The 19,593-nt window shown below is 40.4% G+C and carries 18 protein-coding genes and 3 pseudogenes; 20 read left to right on the top strand and 1 reads right to left on the bottom strand.

Annotated features, from left to right (window positions below; translation table 11 throughout):
* The first annotated feature begins 372 nt into the window (after positions 1–372).
* From ABCM67_RS04220 to ABCM67_RS04260, 9 genes and pseudogenes are all read left to right on the top strand, one after another.
* Positions 373–675: a hypothetical protein gene (locus ABCM67_RS04220; protein WP_227588604.1), complete on the top strand. Its 303-nt coding sequence runs from the start codon at positions 373–375 to the stop codon at positions 673–675.
* A gap of 2 nt (positions 676–677) precedes the next feature.
* On the top strand, positions 678–1,379 hold the full coding sequence (locus tag ABCM67_RS04225) for a hypothetical protein (RefSeq protein ID WP_059086030.1): 702 nt from the start codon (positions 678–680) through the stop codon (positions 1,377–1,379).
* A 354-nt stretch (positions 1,380–1,733) separates the two neighbouring features.
* Positions 1,734–2,363 carry a TetR/AcrR family transcriptional regulator gene (locus ABCM67_RS04230; protein ID WP_021739680.1) on the top strand — a complete coding sequence of 210 codons (630 nt, stop codon included), beginning with the start codon at positions 1,734–1,736 and terminating at the stop codon, positions 2,361–2,363.
* Between the two features lie 176 nt (positions 2,364–2,539).
* The gene (locus tag ABCM67_RS04235; RefSeq protein ID WP_147602940.1) at positions 2,540–4,294 is read left to right on the top strand and encodes an ABC transporter ATP-binding protein; all 1,755 of its coding nucleotides are present in this window, start codon (positions 2,540–2,542) and stop codon (positions 4,292–4,294) included.
* Position 4,295: 1 nt separating this feature from the next.
* Entirely contained in the window at positions 4,296–6,035 is a 1,740-nt protein-coding gene (locus tag ABCM67_RS04240) for an ABC transporter ATP-binding protein (RefSeq protein WP_147602941.1), read from the top strand.
* Positions 6,036–6,625: 590 nt separating this feature from the next.
* A pseudogene (locus ABCM67_RS04245) lies at positions 6,626–6,973 on the top strand (TnpV protein).
* Positions 6,974–7,111: 138 nt separating this feature from the next.
* Positions 7,112–7,327 (top strand): hypothetical protein, encoded by a 216-nt coding sequence (locus ABCM67_RS04250; protein WP_059086027.1) that lies wholly within the window; start codon positions 7,112–7,114, stop codon positions 7,325–7,327.
* Between the two features lie 39 nt (positions 7,328–7,366).
* On the top strand, positions 7,367–7,582 hold the full coding sequence (locus ABCM67_RS04255; protein ID WP_059086026.1) for a hypothetical protein: 216 nt from the start codon (positions 7,367–7,369) through the stop codon (positions 7,580–7,582).
* A gap of 196 nt (positions 7,583–7,778) precedes the next feature.
* Positions 7,779–7,880: pseudogene (locus ABCM67_RS04260) on the top strand (cell division protein FtsK); the annotation flags it as partial.
* A 2-nt stretch (positions 7,881–7,882) separates the two neighbouring features.
* On the opposite strand, the pseudogene ABCM67_RS04265 reads toward ABCM67_RS04260, so the two are convergent.
* A pseudogene (locus tag ABCM67_RS04265) lies at positions 7,883–8,157 on the bottom strand (helix-turn-helix transcriptional regulator); the annotation flags it as partial.
* Between the two features lie 179 nt (positions 8,158–8,336).
* On the opposite strand from ABCM67_RS04265, the gene ABCM67_RS04270 reads away from it, so the two are divergent.
* From ABCM67_RS04270 to clpB, 11 genes are all read left to right on the top strand, one after another.
* On the top strand, positions 8,337–9,038 hold the full coding sequence (locus ABCM67_RS04270) for a lantibiotic protection ABC transporter ATP-binding protein (RefSeq protein WP_026649306.1): 702 nt from the start codon (positions 8,337–8,339) through the stop codon (positions 9,036–9,038).
* A gap of 3 nt (positions 9,039–9,041) precedes the next feature.
* Positions 9,042–9,767, top strand: a complete 726-nt coding sequence (locus ABCM67_RS04275) for a lantibiotic immunity ABC transporter MutE/EpiE family permease subunit (protein WP_059086025.1) — start codon at positions 9,042–9,044, stop codon at positions 9,765–9,767.
* A 6-nt stretch (positions 9,768–9,773) separates the two neighbouring features.
* The gene (locus tag ABCM67_RS04280) at positions 9,774–10,505 is read left to right on the top strand and encodes a lantibiotic immunity ABC transporter MutG family permease subunit (protein WP_059086024.1); all 732 of its coding nucleotides are present in this window, start codon (positions 9,774–9,776) and stop codon (positions 10,503–10,505) included.
* Entirely contained in the window at positions 10,498–11,313 is an 816-nt protein-coding gene (locus tag ABCM67_RS04285) for a NisI/SpaI family lantibiotic immunity lipoprotein (RefSeq protein WP_059086023.1), read from the top strand. The genes ABCM67_RS04280 and ABCM67_RS04285 overlap by 8 nt, the downstream gene beginning before the upstream one ends.
* A gap of 61 nt (positions 11,314–11,374) precedes the next feature.
* Positions 11,375–12,034 carry a response regulator transcription factor gene (locus ABCM67_RS04290; RefSeq protein WP_059086022.1) on the top strand — a complete coding sequence of 220 codons (660 nt, stop codon included), beginning with the start codon at positions 11,375–11,377 and terminating at the stop codon, positions 12,032–12,034.
* Positions 12,025–13,389: a HAMP domain-containing sensor histidine kinase gene (locus tag ABCM67_RS04295; RefSeq protein WP_059086021.1), complete on the top strand. Its 1,365-nt coding sequence runs from the start codon at positions 12,025–12,027 to the stop codon at positions 13,387–13,389. The genes ABCM67_RS04290 and ABCM67_RS04295 overlap by 10 nt, the downstream gene beginning before the upstream one ends.
* Positions 13,390–13,935: 546 nt before the next feature.
* Complete coding sequence (locus ABCM67_RS04300; RefSeq protein ID WP_059086020.1) at positions 13,936–14,367, top strand: sigma-70 family RNA polymerase sigma factor; 432 nt, start codon at positions 13,936–13,938, stop codon at positions 14,365–14,367.
* Positions 14,357–14,596 (top strand): helix-turn-helix domain-containing protein, encoded by a 240-nt coding sequence (locus ABCM67_RS04305; protein ID WP_059086019.1) that lies wholly within the window; start codon positions 14,357–14,359, stop codon positions 14,594–14,596. Before ABCM67_RS04300 ends, ABCM67_RS04305 begins: the two co-directional genes overlap by 11 nt.
* 457 nt (positions 14,597–15,053) lie before the next feature.
* Positions 15,054–15,248, top strand: a complete 195-nt coding sequence (locus tag ABCM67_RS04310; RefSeq protein ID WP_005423220.1) for a hypothetical protein — start codon at positions 15,054–15,056, stop codon at positions 15,246–15,248.
* Positions 15,249–15,353: 105 nt separating this feature from the next.
* Positions 15,354–16,571, top strand: coding sequence for a tyrosine-type recombinase/integrase (locus ABCM67_RS04315; RefSeq protein WP_342992530.1), 1,218 nt, complete (start codon positions 15,354–15,356; stop codon positions 16,569–16,571).
* Between the two features lie 244 nt (positions 16,572–16,815).
* Positions 16,816–19,398, top strand: a complete 2,583-nt coding sequence (clpB, locus tag ABCM67_RS04320; protein ID WP_342992531.1) for an ATP-dependent chaperone ClpB — start codon at positions 16,816–16,818, stop codon at positions 19,396–19,398.
* The last annotated feature ends 195 nt before the right edge of the window (positions 19,399–19,593 follow it).

The raw sequence follows: 19,593 nt of genomic DNA on the forward strand, positions 1-19,593 counted from the left end.
ATATTATTGCATTATGCCAACATCGACTGTGTATTGCTCCGGACAGAGGTATCAAAGCAAAAGAGATGAGATACAACAGATTGTACGATTTTTGGGGAACCATGGAATCAAAGAAATAGAACTTATAGTTGCATCTTCGATTGGAGCAGATCTCGCCATGGCATTCCTGACAGAGATAAAAATACCGGTAAAGCATGTTTTTTTGATGGCGAGCAGTTTGCACAGATTGGAAAGGCAACACGCAGAATCATGGTTCCGTTCTTATATATAGCAATGAAAAGTTTATATTGGTCAAAAGGAAAGACACTAAAGAGAATCATGTGGTGTGACGATGATAAAATTAAACCTTATTTTATAGAGGCAGGAAAGAACTTGACGTATGGAAATCTGAGAAGACAGCTGACAGACAGTTTGGAAGATAAGCCATTTTCAGAATTGTCAGAAGAATTGCAGAAACATACATTCTGGGAATTTGGAAGTATAGAAGAACATTTTAAATACAGAAATGCAGTGATGCAGACTTATATATACGGTAACTTTCCGGTTTTTGAGGGATTCAACCATATGCAGTATCAAATTCAAAATCCGGAGGGATTTGCCAGAATGCTCGAAACAATTATTGAGACTGACCGATTACCGGAATTGGCATTTGCGATGTGGTACAGAGGAAAATAGTTATGAAAAATGCTTATGAGCTTGCTGAAAATATATTGAAGTCCAAACCCGATAAGAATATAGAATTAAAATCATCAGATTCTTTTGCCAGTATTGAGTTATATGGTACATCAGCTTGCAAAAAGGTACAGGATACGGAATTCTGTGAATGTTTTCATTTGGAAAATGAGAGCGGTACAGGAATGATTACATTGTATCATGTGTTTCCAGGAATTGATCTGGTTTATAATGATATACATATGGAGTATTGCAACAAGGAGCAAAAGCCGGCTTCCAGTGTGATGGAAATAAACTATTGCATGGAAGGCCGTTGCGAATGCGTGTTTGAACAAAATGAATATGGTTATATAGCGGCAGGAGACTTGTCATTTTGTTCTTTGAAAAAAACTGGGCATGTGTCAGAGTTTCCAACATCGCGTTATCATGGAATTACCATTACGCTTGATTTTTCCATGATTACAGACGAAATGAAAAGGATACTGCAATTATTGTCTGTAAATCTGGAAAAGATTAGTAACATTTCAAAAACACATAGTTTTACTATTATACGGGCAAATCAGTCAATAGAACATATCTTTTTGGAATTGTATAAAATTCCTGAAGAAATCAGATATGGTTATATTCGTGTGAAAATTCTGGAACTATTATTAGTATTAACTGGATTTGATTTAAAGAAAAATAATTCTGAGCATGTTTCTGCATAGCACCAGATACAAATGATACAACCTATCATATTGAATTGCGCTACGGCAGTGATTTGGAGGCACTTGGAAAATATGATGAAGGAGACTATGCATACTGGCTTGGCTCAGGTATTTCAACAGACTATGATCAGACAATGGTTGAGAACTGTATAGAACTTTTCTGCAAAGAAAATCTGTCTGAATAGAACAGACTTGTAAAACTGCAGAAAGCATCTGCGGAGTGGAAACTGAATACACGAGAAAAATAAAAAATTGAAACACCAAGACTTGACAAATTCCTGTAATGAGTTAAAATATAACAGTGTTATATAGCACTGCTATATTTTGGGAAGAAGTTTAGAGGATACGAAAAGAATGTCGACGAAAGCAGAAGATACACAGAAAAACATATTAGATACAGCCAGAAAACATTTTCTGAAAGATGGTTTGACAGGAGCATCTTTAAGAAATATTGTAAAAGATGCAGGGCTTACTACTGGCGCATTTTACAAATATTATCCGACGAAAGAGGCACTTTTTGATGCACTGACGGATCCTTATATGGAACATATTTATCAGATTTATGACCAGATCGTTGAGGAGTTTGAAAAGCTTTCTGCCAGTGATCAGACAAGGAATATGTCGGATACATCCAGTGATGGGATGGAACAGATGGTTGATTATATCTATGATCATTATGATAATTTCAGATTATTGTTGAAATGCGGAGACAGTGGAAAATTTGAACTATTCATACACAATATGGTAGAGCGGGAAATGAAGTCCAGCCTGAATTATATGGAAAAGATGAAAGAGAACGGTGTGAAAATACCGATTGTAGAGGAAAGCCTTATGCATATGATCTATACGGGATTTTTTTCATCAGTATTTCAGATCATTGAGCATGATATAGATAGAGAGACTGCAAAGAAAAATGTGCATCAGCTGAAAGAATTCAATACAGGTGGCTGGGAACGATTGTGGAATATTGAGTTTCCGGTATAACGGATGCAAGAATCCTGAACAGGTTATGTGTGTTACAGGTTCTGGATTTCTGAATAAGAATCCGACAGGATAATAATATCAGGTGGCTGATGCCAATAGGCCGCCTATTTTATTATACATAGGTTAGACTAAACTAACAAAAATAACAATAAAACGAAAGTAAGGAGTGAATGGATGTGAAAGAAAAAAAGAAGTCGGCAGTCAGCTGGATCCTGACATGGGCCGGACAAAAAAGAATTGCCTATGTATGGAGTGTGTTACTTGCAATAGGAAATGTGATTTTTAAGATTTTGCCGTATTTTATTATTGCAGATGTAGTAAAGCTGTTTTTAAATGGTGAAAAGGAGTTTAAAACATATCTTGCAAAAGCGGTTCTGATCGCATTGTCGTTTATCATTGCAGAATTGCTTCATTCACTCTCGACAGCATTGTCGCATAAAGCGACGTTTGCAGTACTCGCAAATATAAGAAAATTCTGCTGTGACAAACTGGCACGGGTACCTCTTGGTTATGTAAAGGATACATCCTCCGGCACATTTAAGAATATCATGGTGGAAAGAATCGACAGTATCGAGACAACACTGGCGCATATTGTCCCGGAATTCACGTCAAATCTGCTGGCGCCGGTTGTGATTTTAATTTATTTCTTTCTGACAGACTGGAGACTGGCACTCTGGTCTTTGGTTCCAGTTATCGTTGGACTTTTCTCTTATTTTGGAATGATGCTGGATTATAAGCCAAGTTTTGAAAGAACAGTTCAGACAACAAAAGATCTGAATGATGCGGCAGTGGAATATATTGACGGAATTGAAGTAATCAAGGCATTTGGAAAGACAGAAAGTTCTTATGCCAAATTTACAAAGGCGGCTTTTGAATATGCGGATTCCTTTATTTCCTGGATGAAACGGTGCTCGATTTTTCATGGACTGATGATGGTGGTCACACCTTATACGCTTCTTACGGTATTGCCGTTTGGGGCACATTATGTAGCCAATGGAACACTTGCGATTTCAGATTTTGTCATCTGTATTATTTTATCACTTGGAATCGTTGGACCGTTGATTACAGTGGGATCTTACACAGATGATCTTGGAAAAATTGGAGTAATCGTCGGTGAAGTGGCGGGAATTCTGGAACAGCCGGAGCTTGAACGTCCGGAGAAAAGTGAAAGAGCTCCCAAAGATAATTCCGTTACGCTTGAAAAAGTCAGATTTGGTTATCACGACAAAGAGATTCTGCATGGAGTAACTATGGAGCTGAAAGCAGGAACGGTAAATGCAATCGTAGGACCTTCCGGAAGCGGCAAGTCGACCATCGCAAAGCTGATTGCGTCCTTGTGGGATGTGGATTCCGGAAGTATTAAAATCGGTGGAGTTGATGTCAAAGAAATGTCGCTTGCAGATTTTAATCGGAAAATTGCATATGTTGCACAGGATAATTATCTGTTCAATGAAACGGTCCGTGAAAATATCCGGCAGGGAAATCCGGAGGCTACAGATGAACAGATCATCGAGGTGACAAAGAAAAGCGGATGCTATGAATTTATCATGCAGCTTGAGAACGGATTTGATACGGTTGTAGGGGGTGCAGGAGGACATCTGTCAGGAGGCGAGAGACAGCGTATCTCCATTGCAAGAGCGATGCTGAAGGATGCTCCGATCGTGATCCTTGATGAGGCAACTGCTTACACGGATCCGGAAAACGAGGCGATTCTGCAGAATTCTATCGCAAAACTGGTAGCAGGGAAGACACTGATCGTAATTGCACACAGGCTATCTACCATTAAGGACAGTGATCAGATTTTTGTTGTAAATGATGGAAATGTAACAGCACATGGCACACATGAGGAACTTCTGGTGTCATGCCCGCTTTATAAGGAAATGTGGAATGCCCATATTTCTGTAAAAGATACGGTGAAGGAGGGAGAATGATATGTTTGGGATTCTGGCAAAATTCTTTCGTTTTTCAGGCAGGGAAAATGGCAATAAATTTAAACTGTCGATAGTGATCGGACTCATAGAGGCTCTTGCCTCAGCAATGAAGATTCCGGCTATTATGTACATACTGATTGGTCTGCTGAGTGGGAAACCGACAGGAAAATATATTGGAGGCTCCGTTGCGATTATGGTTCTTGCAATTGTAGTCGACGTAATCTGCAAGAGATACTCTACAGTGCTTCAGACAGAGGGAGGATATAATGCAAGTGCTTTTATGAGAATCAAGATTGCAGAACATCTGCGTTATTTGCCGATGGGATATTTTAATGCCAACAGCATCGGGGAAATTTCTTCTATTACGACGAATACAATGGAAACACTTGGCGATGTAGCTGCGAGAGTGGTTATGCTGACCATGCAGGGAATTCTGGAAACATCCATGATCATTCTTATGCTGTTTCTTTTTGACTGGAGAATCGGACTGATAGCTGCAGCAGGAGTACTTATTTTCTTTGGGGTCAATTCTGTGATGCAGAATGCGGGTAAAAAAGATTCAGAGCAAAAAGTGGTATGCGATACGGAGCTTGTAAACCAGATCATGGAGTATCTGCAGGGAATATCAGAAGTTAAATCATATAACTTGCTTGGGAAACAGGCGAAAAGATTAAATGATGCAAATGAAGCATGTGAAAAGATCAATACAAAGATGGAAATGCTGTTTGTGCCCTATCATTTTCTGCAAAGTGTGATAACTAAAATTACAGGTGCTGTGATCGTAGCATGCAGTGCATATTTTTATATTAATGGAACTATGAGTGCGGTCTATGCAATTGGTATGACAATCTCAGCATTTATGCTTTATGCCAGTCTGGAATGTGCAGGGAATTATTCATCTCTTTTACATGTGGTAAGCGTATGTGTAGATAAAGCAAATGCAATATTGGAGCTGGATACCATGGATATCGACGGTAAAGAAATACAGCCGGAAAATTACGATATCAGACTTTCTAATGTTTCGTTTTCTTATGACAAACGGAAGATCATTGATGATATATCGCTCTCTATTCCGCAGAAAACGACGACAGCAATCGTTGGACCATCTGGTGGAGGAAAATCAACACTTTGCAATCTGATTGCCAGGTTCTGGGATGTGGATTCCGGGGAAGTGACACTTGGAGGTGTGAATGTAAAAGACTACAGCATGAACAGTCTGATGCGTAATTTCTCATTTGTGTTTCAGTCGGTGTATTTGTTTGCAGACACCATTGAGAATAATATTAAATTCGGACGCCAGGATGCAAGTCATGAGGAAGTGGTGGAAGCGGCGAAGAAAGCATGTTGTCATGATTTCATCAGCAAACTTCCGAATGGATATGACACAGTGATCGGAGAAGGAGGAGCCACACTTTCCGGTGGTGAGAAGCAGCGTATTTCCATAGCCAGAGCGATCATGAAGGACGCACCAATCGTTATATTAGATGAGGCAACAGCCAATGTTGATCCGGAGAATGAAAAGGAGCTGATGGATGCAGTAGATGCACTTACAAAGGAAAAAACGATTATTATGATTGCCCACAGATTAAAAACAGTCAGACATGCAGACCAGATTGTGGTTGTTGAAAAAGGAAGAATTGCACAGCAGGGAACACATGAGCAATTAATGAAACAGGAAGGTATTTATAAGAGATTTGTGGATGCAAGGCAGCAGGCGGTAAGTTGGAAACTGGTGCACTGAGAAATAATCCACAGTTGGTGAATATCCAAATTGAATTGTCTGAAAGAGATTTAATTTAAGTTTCGCTAAGTTTCACTTATATAGGCAGAATGAGGGATATTCAATAAAGTAATATGAAAAAAGCACTGAAAACCGTTGGATTGATATACTCCCCATATGGTAGACAATGGAAATATCCAAAAATCTATCATATGAGGAGCATATTTTTATGTCTAGGAAACAGTATAGTAAGGAGTTGAAACTTGAGCTCGTAAAGAAACACCTTCCAACAAAAGAACATAAAGGGCTAAAGATGAAAATTAGTTTTTCATTTTACGGGCGAAATTCTTTGTAAAAAAATTAGCACTCACCTCTTGATAATGGAAGTCGATTTTTGTCCTGTCTTGTGTATCCCGGAAGTGCCTGTTTTACAGGATTTCCGGGGCATTAGTCATTTTGTCTGGTATTGTAAAGCAGTGTCAGATTTGTCGTAAATGTCGTAAATTTGTGGTCAAAAAATGATGAGAAATGGAGAGTGCTAATAAAATGAATGCAGGAAGCGAAGCAACTGCGTTCATGAGCAAGTAGCGAAAGCGGATTGCGAATGTCCTATTTATATAACGTATACAAATGTAAATGGATATCTGATCCCGAATCTCACCTATAAATCCGGTGAGCAGATGGAGCAACTTGGCAAGTATGGTTTTCTTCGCAGAGATTATCTGAAGAACCATCGAAATTCAACGTATCAGGTGATGCTTCTGCAGGATACGATTGGAAAGCATCTTCTGGAAGTGGACAAGGCAGCCAGAGAACGGGAAGAAATGATTCTGAAACAGTTGGAAGAAAAAGAACCACTGCCGGATAAAAAAGCAGATTAAATGGCATGGGTAAGAGCTGCTAATCAACACAAAGCGATTGCGGAAGAGATTATTCTCAAGGAATTGATTTATGTATAAATGTAAGTTCTAAAAGGATACGCAGTGCGTAGCGAATTGGAACTAATAGGCATTGTAAAGTAAATAAGTGCAGAGAAAGGCGTGAGTCATAGAAATATGGCTTGCGTCTTTTTCTTTGCCTGAAAGGAAGTGATAAGTTTGAACAGGAAGTTTTTGAAGCATTATATGGAAACCAATCCAGAAGGGACAGCACAGACCTATATTTTTCTGGTGGACAATCAGGATATTGCGTTGAATATTGTGATATCAGGTTATCAGGCACTTTGTCTGGTGCAGGAAGATGACGGATATTATTTCAGTGTAGATTCCTTTATAGAAGAAATGAGAGCTATTCAGTTTACTGGAAGTTGCTAGTGTGCCTATCATTATGTGGCTTTGAGGAACAGAAACGGTTTGAAGAGCAGAAGCGAGCAAGAGCTGCTCGAAGAAGAAATAAAAGACGTTCGGGACCAGAACTCTAAATTACAGATACAGGTAAATAAATCATCTGTTGAGGCAGTAGACAAAGCACAGAAGAAACAAAAAGAAACAGAGAAAAAGATGGAACAGGCAGAATCCAAAGCCTGTAACGAAAAGAAACGTGCTGAGCTGGAAATTCAAAAAGCCTGAAGTAAAGCAAAAAGAGAAATTGATGATATGCAAGAAAATCAATATTTCTGGATCTGGGGATATATTATGGTCCTATGTCAAGATTTAGTACAAGTTAAAATGAGAAATTTCTCCCCATTTTAACCTGCCAGAAGCTCAGCCTCAGTGTGCGTTCTTTCATACACTCGTTCGAATTCGTTTGGCGACATATAGTTGCAATAACTTCAATTTCCGTGTGGGACTTGGGCGTATCAGCGAATTGGGGTACGGTATGCTGTTTGGAGCAGATGTGAAAAAGCAGTTTTTCCAGAAATGTATATCATCAAGGAGAGCGTCAAGCTGCCGCCACTTTGTATCTTTTCCGGTGGGCGTATCTAAAAGAAACTGGTCTACGGATATATTGTAACGAAGCATAAGTTCAAAAAAGATTTGAAGGCTCGGATGTTGCCCGTTATTCTCGATATTAGCGAGATAACGGGGAGAAAGATAATTTCGTTACCTACCTTATTGCGGGACTCTTTCTGTCCTGTCCTCGCTGTTTTGATTGCTGCCCCATAAGGGCTAAAGTCTATTTTATGTCTTGGTCTTTTTGCCATATTCATTCACCCAGTTACATTTTACTGTTCCCCTCTCTTCTTGGATGTGTCTATATATTTCCTATCATTGACCCCAATATTTCTCATTATGTATTCAGGGAAATTCTATTTTCTTTATTAAATCTTCAAAATTTGTAGCTATCCTTTTAGCATAATCAAAAGAAAGGACAGTACAAAATATGAGTATAATCTTGAAAACAACAAATCTCTGCAAATCGTTCAACGGGCAGACAGCCGTAAATAACATATCGCTGAACATTGAAAGAAATTCCGTCTATGGATTGTTAGGACCAAATGGAGCCGGAAAATCTACAACACTCAAAATGATAACAGGTATTTTGAGACCCACATCTGGGAGTATTGAGTTTGACGGCCACGCATGGAAACGCAGCGACTTAAACCATATTGGAGCGTTAATTGAAATGCCGCCGCTTTATGAAAATTTGACCGCCTATGAAAATCTGAAAGTAAGGACTACTATTTTAGGACTGACAGATAAGCGGATTGACGAAGTGCTGCAAATCGTCCGGCTGACGGAAACAGGCAAGAAAAGAGCAGGACAGTTTTCTCTTGGTATGAAACAGCGTCTTGGAATTGCAGTTGCATTACTAAACAACCCGAAGCTGCTCATACTTGATGAACCAACCAACGGGCTTGACCCGATTGGGATTGAAGAACTTAGAGAGCTTATCCGTTCCTTTCCTGCAAAGGGTATTACCGTTATTTTATCAAGTCATATTCTCTCCGAGGTACAACAGACCGCTGACCACATCGGCATTATTGCGGGCGGTGTCTTAGGCTATGAGGGGAAACTTAATGCAAACGAAAATTTGGAACAGCTTTTTATGGACGTTGTAAAAAGCAATCACAGGGAGGGTTAAGGCATGGACTATCTAAAATCAGAACATTTGAAATTCAAGAGGACAATATCGAACAAACTGATTTTCATTGTTCCGCTAATTACGGCTATTTTTGCATGGATTATGGGTGGATATATGGGGTATCAGTACATGACGCTTTACTGGTGGTATGCGTTCTTGCTTCCGGGAGCAATCGCAATTTTGTGTTCTTTGTCACACGGAAAAGAAGAAAACGCCGGAAAATACTATTCGGTATTTTCTATGCCTGTAAACCTTTCGAGATTTGAATTTGCTAAGTGCATTATCTTAGTCGAAAAACTGCTTGTTTCAGCGATATTTTTAGCATTGCTTATTTCTATCAGTAATATCATTGCTCCGGTAACGGCAGTATATTCTCTTTTACACAGCATTACAGGAAGTATCGGAATTATCCTTGCGTCTGTCTGGCAAATCCCTTTGTGTCTGTACTTAGCACGCAAAACGGGAATGTTTGTGCCGATTGTGTTAAATACAATACTTGGGATTGTCCTATCTACTGCTACCGCATTAGGAAATACAATAGCATGGTGGTTTGTACCGTATTGTTGGGCAGCAAAACTGGCAGAGCCACTTATGGGAATTGAAATGAACGGAACTTATGCGGGGAATTGTGGATTTTCTATAGCCATTATGATTTCCATTTTGTTGTCAATACTCTTGTTTCTTATTTTATCCTATGCCGACGCAAAGGATTTTTCCAAAGGGAGGTAGACAGAAATGGGTTTTATTTATGCGCTTCGTTCTGAACAGGAAAAAACGAAGCATACATCGTTTTGGGCTATTCATTTTTGTGTACCCGTTATGGGGGCATTGTTATTTCTTGCTTACTATTCCCTGTATGCCAGCACCGCAGACAGTAAAAAGCTCAAAATGATATTGGAAATTACTACAACGTTTTTTCCGTTGTTGATAAGCGTTATTGTTGGTCTGAACGTTGCACTGGAAGAAAAGGCTTCACACTTCCAAACGCTGCTTGCTGTACCAAACAGACACAAAAATATGCTTGCAAAATTAACTTATCTTTATGGTTCGGGGGTATTTGCATTGTTCTTTCTGTTCCTGTTATTTGTGATTGGCATACATCTTTTGGGAATGGCTGATACAGTGCAGCTCGGAATGCTCATTGGAGCCGCCGCCGGGATGGCCTTTTGTAATTTTATAATATACATCTTGCACCTGTTCCTTAGCTTCAAATTTGGATTAGGGTTATCCCTGTTTTGGGGCGTGTTTGAAAGTCTGCAATGTATCTTATATAGCAATATTGAGCTGAAAGGTCTAGCCCGGTATATCCCCTTTGCATGGTCTATGAATTGGGTACAGGATATTTTGAGCCGACAAATTTTCAACTATGGAACGGAAAAAATATGGATTGCAGCATTAACGACAGGTGGCTTGTTGCTGACCTTATTGTGGTTTTCTCATTGGGAAGGACGGAAAAATTATGAATAAAAATAGAAAAATGGTTATCGTCTTTCTGTTTGCTTTTGTTTTATGCTTTTCTCTTGCAGGCTGTACTTTACAGGACAGAATCGAAGAATATTCCAGTGGCAAGGAACAATGCTATTTGAATACGGAAAATGTAACACGTTTTTCCTATAAAGGTAACAATTACACCATTTTGGCAGATACCGTATCAAATGGCGGGCTTGGAGAATGGATTGGATATATCCGGCAGCTTGCCGCCATAGACGAGAACGGAAAAATATTGCTGCAAGAAAATGTTGAATCGGCAACTTTTCAATCCTTAGCGGATTTGGCGGAGAAAGCACCAGAAGCCGCTTACATTATTCCTTTTCTCAATGTATATGCGGCTCCTAACGCAGACGATTATCTTATTGTAGATGTAAACGGAGGGTATCATAAAGCTGTTATCAGTGAAAATGTCAAAGATAGCGATACTGTTTTTGATTTTAAGAAAACAGAAGAATCTATAAATGACAGCTTTGAAGTCAATCCAGAAAATGCGACACAGCTTCTTTGGGGCGGGACGGTTTATCAAGTAACGTCTGATATGGTATCAGATGATGAATTAGGCAGCTACATTGATATTCTCGCTGAAAGTGTTACATTCGATACAGAAACGAAAATCCCTTTGTCAAAAGAAGATTTAAGCAAGATTGACTGGTACGGGAAAAATGGCGGACAGGGGCGAGAGTCTTGGTTTTACACAGATGTCTATGAGATTTACGGAACCGATAAAGCGGAAGCGGTTGCGGTCAATGTAAATGATAACTACTATATTGCAAAGCGACAATGACAACTTTCCTGCCCTTGGAGCTTGTGCTATACTAAAAAGGACAACGAAAGGAGGCAACAATATGGCGGCGATCCTTATGATTGATGATGAACGGGCTATTTTAGAGCTTGTCAAAAACGGGCTGCGAAAGGATGGGCATTTCGTGACCGCTTATACCTCTGCCGCGCAGGTACCGCTTGATAAGCTGAACAGATATGACTTGATTATACTGGATATTATGATGCCAGATGTAGACGGCTTTTCCTATTGTGATAAAATTCGTTCCCTTGTAGACTGTCCTATTCTTTTTCTGACAGCAAAGACAATGGAGCATGACATCACATTTGGGCTTGGTCTGGGAGCAGACGACTATCTGACAAAACCATTTCGTATTGCAGAATTGCGGGCGAGAGTAAACGCCCACTTACGGCGTGAACGTAGGGAACGACATACCGCAATTACCTTTGACCGCATAAAAATTGATTTATCTGCAAAAGAATTACGGGTAGATAACACGCCTGTTGCCTTAACGAAAAGCGAATATCTGATTTGTGAATATCTTGCAAGGAATAAAGGACAGGTATTTTCAAAAGAACAGATTTACGAAGCTGTTTTCAGCTTAGAGGGCGACAGTGATAATTCTACGATTTCTACTCATATCAAGAATATCCGGTCAAAATTGAACAAACTGGATATTCAGCCGATAGCGACAGTCTGGGGGATTGGGTATAAATGGGAATGAAAAAAACAACATCACTGAAAGCGTCTTTTTGGAAATTCTTATGTATGCTGTTGATTGGACTAATAGGTGCGGTGGCAATACCATTTAGTCTTATTTTAGCTGGAACCAGTACAGGGCTTATTACCTATGCGGATTATTCAGAACGCTGCACAAAAGATCTTGCTCCTGTTATTGCCGCAACGCCGGATTTGGCAGATGTGCAGCTTCCTATGGGCTGTAAATATTTGGTGCTGGATAAAAACTATCAAGTGACGGAAACGACCTTAGAGGGCGACGATTTGGACCGGGCTATGGAATACGCAATATCCGGGAAGATAAATTCAAACCTCAACAAACAGTATTTGTTTGTGACCCGCAAAAATGAATATGTAGTGCTGCAATATTACATAGGTTCACAGTTTACAAATGAATGGCTTTATGAGCATTTGCCCTCACCGGAAATTCTGCTTTATATTTTTATAGCAATCAACTGTATTGCAGTATGCGTGATATTGACAGCGAAGTTTGCAAAAAATATGCGGACGCAGCTCTCTCCGCTTTTTGAAGCGACAAGGCAGGTAGCAGAACAAAATCTTGATTTTGAAGTGGAACATTCAAAAATCAAAGAATTTGAGGACGTACTTTGTTCTTTTGCAAATATGAAAGATAATCTGAAAATATCTTTAGAGAAGCAATGGAACGCGGAACAGTTACAGAGAGAACAGATTGCAGCACTCGCTCACGATTTGAAAACACCTTTGACCGTCATTCAAGGAAATATTGATTTGATAAATGAAACGGAGCTTGACGACGAACAACGTCTATATGCGGGTTACATTACTGAAAGCTCCGAACAGATAGGCATTTATATTAAAGCGTTAATTGACATTTCCCGGACAATCGCCGGGTATCAGCTTCATTTGGAGAAATTTGATATAGCTGATTACATGGGCCAGATTAAAGCGCAGGCAAGCTCTTTATGCCTTACCAAAGGAATTTGTCTGCAACTGGAAACGGGGGCTAACCTGGGCACACTCAAGGCGGATAAGCTGCTGTTGGAACGGGCAATTATGAATGTGATAAGCAATGCGTTAGACTATTCTCCACCACAGGGGACAATTTATGTAACGGTGCAAAAAACGGACTGCTTTTTACATATATCTATAACGGACGAGGGAGGCGGCTTCACACCGGAGGCCCTACATCATGCACAGGAACAGTTTTTCATGGGCGACAAAAGCCGTACTTCTAATATGCACTTTGGTATGGGACTTTATATCACAAGCAGCATTATCAAGCAACATGGCGGGCAGCTTGTTTTAAGCAATTCTAAAAAGACTGGCGGCGCACAGGTTATTATCAAAATTCCATATTAGAAATTTGGTGAGCGGTACTGCGGTATCGCTCATTATTTTTCAAATCTTTATGAAATCCACAAAATTAACATATAGCATATAAGTAAAGAATAAAAATGCAATCTGCCGGACGACGGCAAAAGAAAAAAAGCCGTCGTGGAGCAGACATATTTTCATGCGCGTATGAAACGGCGACTTTGATTTTCAGAGCCGCCGTTTCTTTGCGTTTACACAAACCTATGACGACTTGCAGGGACACGGTAGCCGATTGGAGGTTGATTTACCGTGTCTGTTTTGGTTATTCATAGTGTACATGAGTTACATCAATTAAAAAAAGCGTAGCTCCCTCTCCGGGTAATTTCGACTATAAATACGAACTGACAATTCAATATACTGGCTTTTTTATTTCCTATGCGTTTACTTGCGTTCTGCGAGCAGACGCATTTTGTCTTTTTTATAACATAAAGAATTTTTTTGATTCTGCAACAAATCACACCCTGCTGTACAGATATGGTGCGGAAAGAGGGATACATACTTTTCACTTCATAGCGGAAAGGGGGTGTGATTGTGAAACCGTCAGACTTCCAAAAGACGATACAGTGTCAGTTCGACTGTAAGCTCAAAAAAGTTGTGAAAGGAATTGTCCGTAATTACCGCAAGGAATTAGCCAGACGACAGGCAAAGGAAGTATCCTTTTGTGAGCTTCCAGAGATTGTTGTTGAAAAATTGATTGTATGGGACGATTACGAAAGTGAATATACAACGTTCGATGTGTGCGGTATAGAAATCCGTGTACTTGATGAAGAACTTGCAGAAGCACTGAAACAGTTGCCGGAGCAGAGCCGGAACATTGTATTGATGTTTTTCTTCTTGGATATGAGTGATTCGGAGATAGGCGAAAAGCTGAACATCAACCGAAGTACATCATACAGGCACAGAAGAAATTCACTTGAAGAAATCAGAAAACAATTAAAGGAGAAAAAACAAGATGAAGAATAAGCAACATACACTTCCATCTTTCTACCTCATATCATCAGCCGTAGACGGTAACGAAAACGCCATAGAGAAGCTGTTGCTGTTCTATGAAGCGTACATATCAAAATGCTGTTTACGCCCATTCTACGATGAATACGGCAACGTATACATTGTGGTTGATATGGAATTAAAGGGACGTATCAGAGAAGCCCTTTTGAAAATGATATGTGAATTTGAAATAGACGAACATTAAGTAATATTTGAGCGGAGCATGATTTAACAAACTCCCCTCTTTCCTGTTCCGCTTTTTCTTATCATTCTGTATCAGTCCATTTGTAAAAATGAATTGATACAGGCTGACAAGAGCCTAACAGTTCTTTGACAAGTGAATAAAGTAGTCAGATACGTTTGTGCTTGCAGTGAGCCGTCAGAGATTGTACGCCGTGACTTTTCAAATCGGGAGATAGCGATTCATGCAATGATCTGGGAGCGACCGTTGGAAAAGTCGTTCTGCCATGACCTGCAACACAGGATAATGATACACCCGTATGACACGGTTCAGCCCACAGGAATGGGAATGGTTGAGATACCAGCGGAGCTTGCCGAAGCCGTCTGACTGCTTATAAAAAGCACATGGTAAAGGAGAGTGATACTTTTACTGGTGTGCAGAAAATGACGATAATACAGGTCGGTAAAAGGAGGACTGACAGATGAACAAAACAAAAGAAAGACCAACTTCACAGCCGATAACGGTAAATATAGATAAATTATCTGCAATGTTATCTTGTGGTCATGCTACTGCAAGAAAGATTGGAGAACAGGCAGGAGCAAAAATTGTGATTGGACGTAGGGTTCTTTATTCGGTAGAAAAAGTCAAAAATTACCTCTCATATCTGGAAGAATAACACCCTTTTTCGTTTATGTTTCTTGTGATATATGGTATAATATTTATAGACATAACCACGTCATGAGAACAAAAAAGGGGGCTATTACAGAAAGGAATGTTTCTCATGGCAAATAGCAGAAAAGACCATAAAGGAAGAAAATTAAGAGAGGGCGAAAGCTGGCGTAAAGATGGTAGATACAGTTACCGTTATACAGATATAAGAAGCGGAAAACGTCTGACAGTATATGCAAAGGATTTACCGGAATTAAGGGAAAAGGAAAAGCAGATTGCAAAAGACTTGGAAGATAACATTTTAACTGATGGAGCAATCAAAAAACTTACTCTTAATAAATTGTTTGAAAGATATATGTCCACTGGGGAGCTGAAAGAATCTACTAGAGCAAATTATCTGAAAACATGGGAGAATCGTGTCAAAGACGAAATTGGAAACATCAAGGTTGTTCAGATTTTACCATCACACATCAAATCGTTTTACTCAAAACTTTCTAAAGCGGGATACGCATATTCTACAATAAAATTTATTAACAATATGATTTATCCGGCACTGGAAATGTCTGTTGATGATGATATTATCCGCAAGAATCCGGCAAAGTTTTCTATCAGTGATTATGGTAGACAGGCAGAAGAACGTATTGCCTTAACAGTTTTACAACAGGAAAAAATGCTGGAATTTGTGAAAAATAATCAAGTATACAACACCTACTATCCAATGCTCAGAATCATGTTAGGAACTGGTGTAAGGTGCGGAGAACTGATTGGATTGACTTGGGAAGATGTAGATGTCAGAACAAAAGCGGTAAGTATTGACCATCAGTTGATTTATAAAGATTTAGGAGATGGCTATAAATTCCATATTTCCACGCCAAAGACGGATTCTGGAATCCGAAATATCCCTATGACATCAGATGTACAAAGAGCATTTGAAGAACAAAAGAAATTAAACTTTATGCTTCAAAAAGGAAAAGATGTTGAGATAGACGGTTATAAAGGATTCATTTTCATGGCAAAGTCCGGCAGACCGCTCATGCCTAGTGCAATAAACAATATCTTATATAATATTGTAGACGCATATAACAAAAAAGAAGTTCAAATTGCAAAGACTGAACATAGAAATGCTGAATTGTTACCAACGGTATCCGCTCACATTATGCGATATACGGCTTGTACCAGAATGGCAGAAAAGAGGATAGACATAAAAGTTCTTCAATATATTATGGGACACGCCCACATAGATGTAACAATGGACGTATATAACCATGTAAGTGAGATGTCCAGAATTGAGAGTGAAATCACAAGGCTGGAAAGCGTAGCAATTAGTTGACACCAAAAATAAAAAAATTGGTGTCAAAATGGTGTCAAATCAAGAAAAAGTGATGATTATAAGGAAGAAAAAGTGTTGCAAACCTCGTAAAATCAAGGTTTGCAAAAAAAATCTCAAAATATTAGCACTCACCTCTTGACAGTGCTAACAAACGGTGTTATAGTTCTCCTAGAACAAGAAAAAAGCACAGCATTTCCAGTATGCGAATATTGGAAATGCTTTTCATAGAATAGGAGGAAAGCCTATGAATATCAGTAAATTTACACAGAAATCCGTACAGGCTGTCCAGGATCTTGAAAAGATTGCTTATGAATATGGCAATCAGGAGATCGAAGAGGAACACCTTCTGTATGCCTTGCTGACACAGGAGGACAGCCTGATCCTCAAGCTGATCGAGAAGATGGAAATCCAGAAGGAATATTTTATTGACACAGTAAAGAAAGCATTGGATGCCAAAGTTAAGGTTTCCGGTGGACAGCTTCACTTTGGCCAGTATCTGAACAAGGCACTGGTCAGTGCAGAGGACGAAGCGAAGGCTATGGGAGATGAGTATGTATCGGTTGAACATCTCTTTCTTTCCATGCTGAAGAATCCAAGCCCGAGCATGAAGAAGATCTTCAATGAGTTTGGAATCACCAGAGAGCGTTTTCTTCAGGCACTTTCTACAGTCAGAGGAAATCAGAGAGTTGTCAGTGACAACCCGGAGGCAACTTATGACACCCTGAATAAATATGGCGAGGATCTTGTGGAGAAGGCGAAGAACCAGAAGCTTGATCCGGTGATCGGCCGTGATGCGGAGATCCGGAATATTATCCGTATTCTTTCCCGTAAGACCAAGAACAACCCGGTTCTCATCGGTGAGCCTGGCGTTGGTAAAACAGCAGCCATCGAGGGACTGGCACAGCGTATTGTGGCAGGAGATGTACCGGAAGGTCTTAAGAATAAGAAGATTTTTGCCCTGGATATGGGTGCGCTGGTTGCAGGTGCCAAGTATCGTGGTGAGTTTGAGGAACGTCTGAAAGCGGTACTTGAGGAAGTGAAGAAGAGCGAAGGACAGATCATTCTGTTTATCGATGAGCTTCATCTGATCGTGGGTGCAGGTAAGACAGATGGCGCCATGGATGCAGGAAACATGCTGAAGCCTATGCTTGCCAGAGGTGAGCTGCACTGTATCGGTGCAACAACTCTGGATGAATACCGCCAGTATATTGAGAAGGATGCTGCACTTGCCCGTCGTTTCCAGCCGGTTATGGTAAATGAGCCGACAGTGGAAGATACCATTTCCATTCTCCGTGGCCTGAAGGAAAGATATGAGGTATTCCACGGTGTTAAGATTACAGACAGTGCATTGGTTGCAGCTGCCACACTTTCACACAGATACATTACAGACCGTTTTCTCCCGGATAAGGCCATCGACCTTGTTGATGAAGCCTGTGCGCTGATCAAGACGGAGCTGGATTCCATGCCGACAGAGCTGGATGAGCAGAGACGTAAGATCATGCAGCTGGAGATTGAAGAGTCTGCCCTGAAAAAAGAAACTGATAACTTAAGTAAAGAGCGTCTGGCTGATCTGCAGAAAGAACTTGCAGAGCTGAGAGATACTTTTAATACCCAGAAAGCTCAGTGGGATAATGAGAAGCATTCCGTAGAGAAGCTTCAGAAATTGCGTGAGCAGATCGAGGATATCAATAAACAGATCCAGAAAGCAAAACAGAATTACGATCTGGAGAAAGCAGCAGAGCTGCAGTATGGCGAGCTGCCGAAGCTTCAGCAGCAGCTGGAGGTTGAGGAGAAGCAGGTTAAGGAGAGTGACAGAAGCCTGGTACATGAGGCTGTCACAGATGATGAGATTGCTCGTATCATTTCCAGATGGACCGGTATTCCGGTAACCAAGCTGACAGAAGGTGAGAGAACCAAGCTGCTGGGCCTTGAGGATGAGCTGCACAAACGTGTAGTAGGACAGGATGAGGGTGTTCGTCTTGTAACAGATGCGATCCTTCGTTCCAAAGCCGGAATCAAGGACCCCACAAAGCCGATCGGTTCCTTCTTGTTCCTTGGACCAACCGGTGTTGGTAAAACAGAGCTTGCCAAGACTCTGGCTGCCACACTGTTTGACGATGAGCAGAATATGGTCCGTATCGATATGAGCGAATACATGGAGAAATATTCCGTGTCCCGTCTGATCGGAGCGCCTCCAGGATATGTCGGATATGAGGAAGGCGGACAGCTGACAGAGGCCGTTCGAAGAAAACCGTACAGTGTTGTTCTTTTTGATGAGATCGAGAAGGCTCACCCGGATGTATTCAATGTACTTCTGCAGGTACTGGACGATGGACGTATCACGGATTCACAGGGACGTACGGTTGATTTTAAGAATACGATCCTGATCATGACTTCCAACATTGGTTCTCCGTACCTTCTTGACGGTATCGACGAGAAGGGAGATATCAAACCGGAGGCACAGGAACAGGTTATGAATGATCTTCGTGGTCATTTCCGTCCGGAATTTCTGAACCGTCTGGATGAAATCATCATGTTCAAGCCGCTGACCAAGGATAATGTAGGTAAGATCGTAGATCTTATGGTCAAAGAGCTCAGCGACCGTCTGGCTGACCAGGAGCTTTCTCTGGAGCTTACAGATGCTGCCAAACAGATGGTAGTGGATAACGGTTATGATCCGGTTTATGGAGCACGTCCTCTGAAGCGTTATCTCCAGAATTATGTGGAGACACTGACAGCCAAGAAGATCCTTTCCGGTGATGTGCATGCCGGAGATACCATTGTGCTGGATGTGAAGGACGGAGCGTTTACCGTCAGCACGAAGTAAAAAATAACTCCATAAAGTTATGATAGATTGACAAGGAAAAGAACTGTCGGTTCTGATAGAAATCCATTTCAGGATGAAGATCGGAACCAGGCAGTTCTTTTTTGGGACAAGGAATGGAATATTTTTATCAAATACTGAAGAAATAAAAAATCCTGAAAAATTTTTTTACTGGCTCTTGACAAAAAATAAAATTGG

It is taken from the genome of Blautia sp. 2227st1_G12_2227SCRN_220401 (assembly GCF_039062885.1).
Lineage (GTDB): Bacteria > Bacillota > Clostridia > Lachnospirales > Lachnospiraceae > Blautia_A > Blautia_A fusiformis.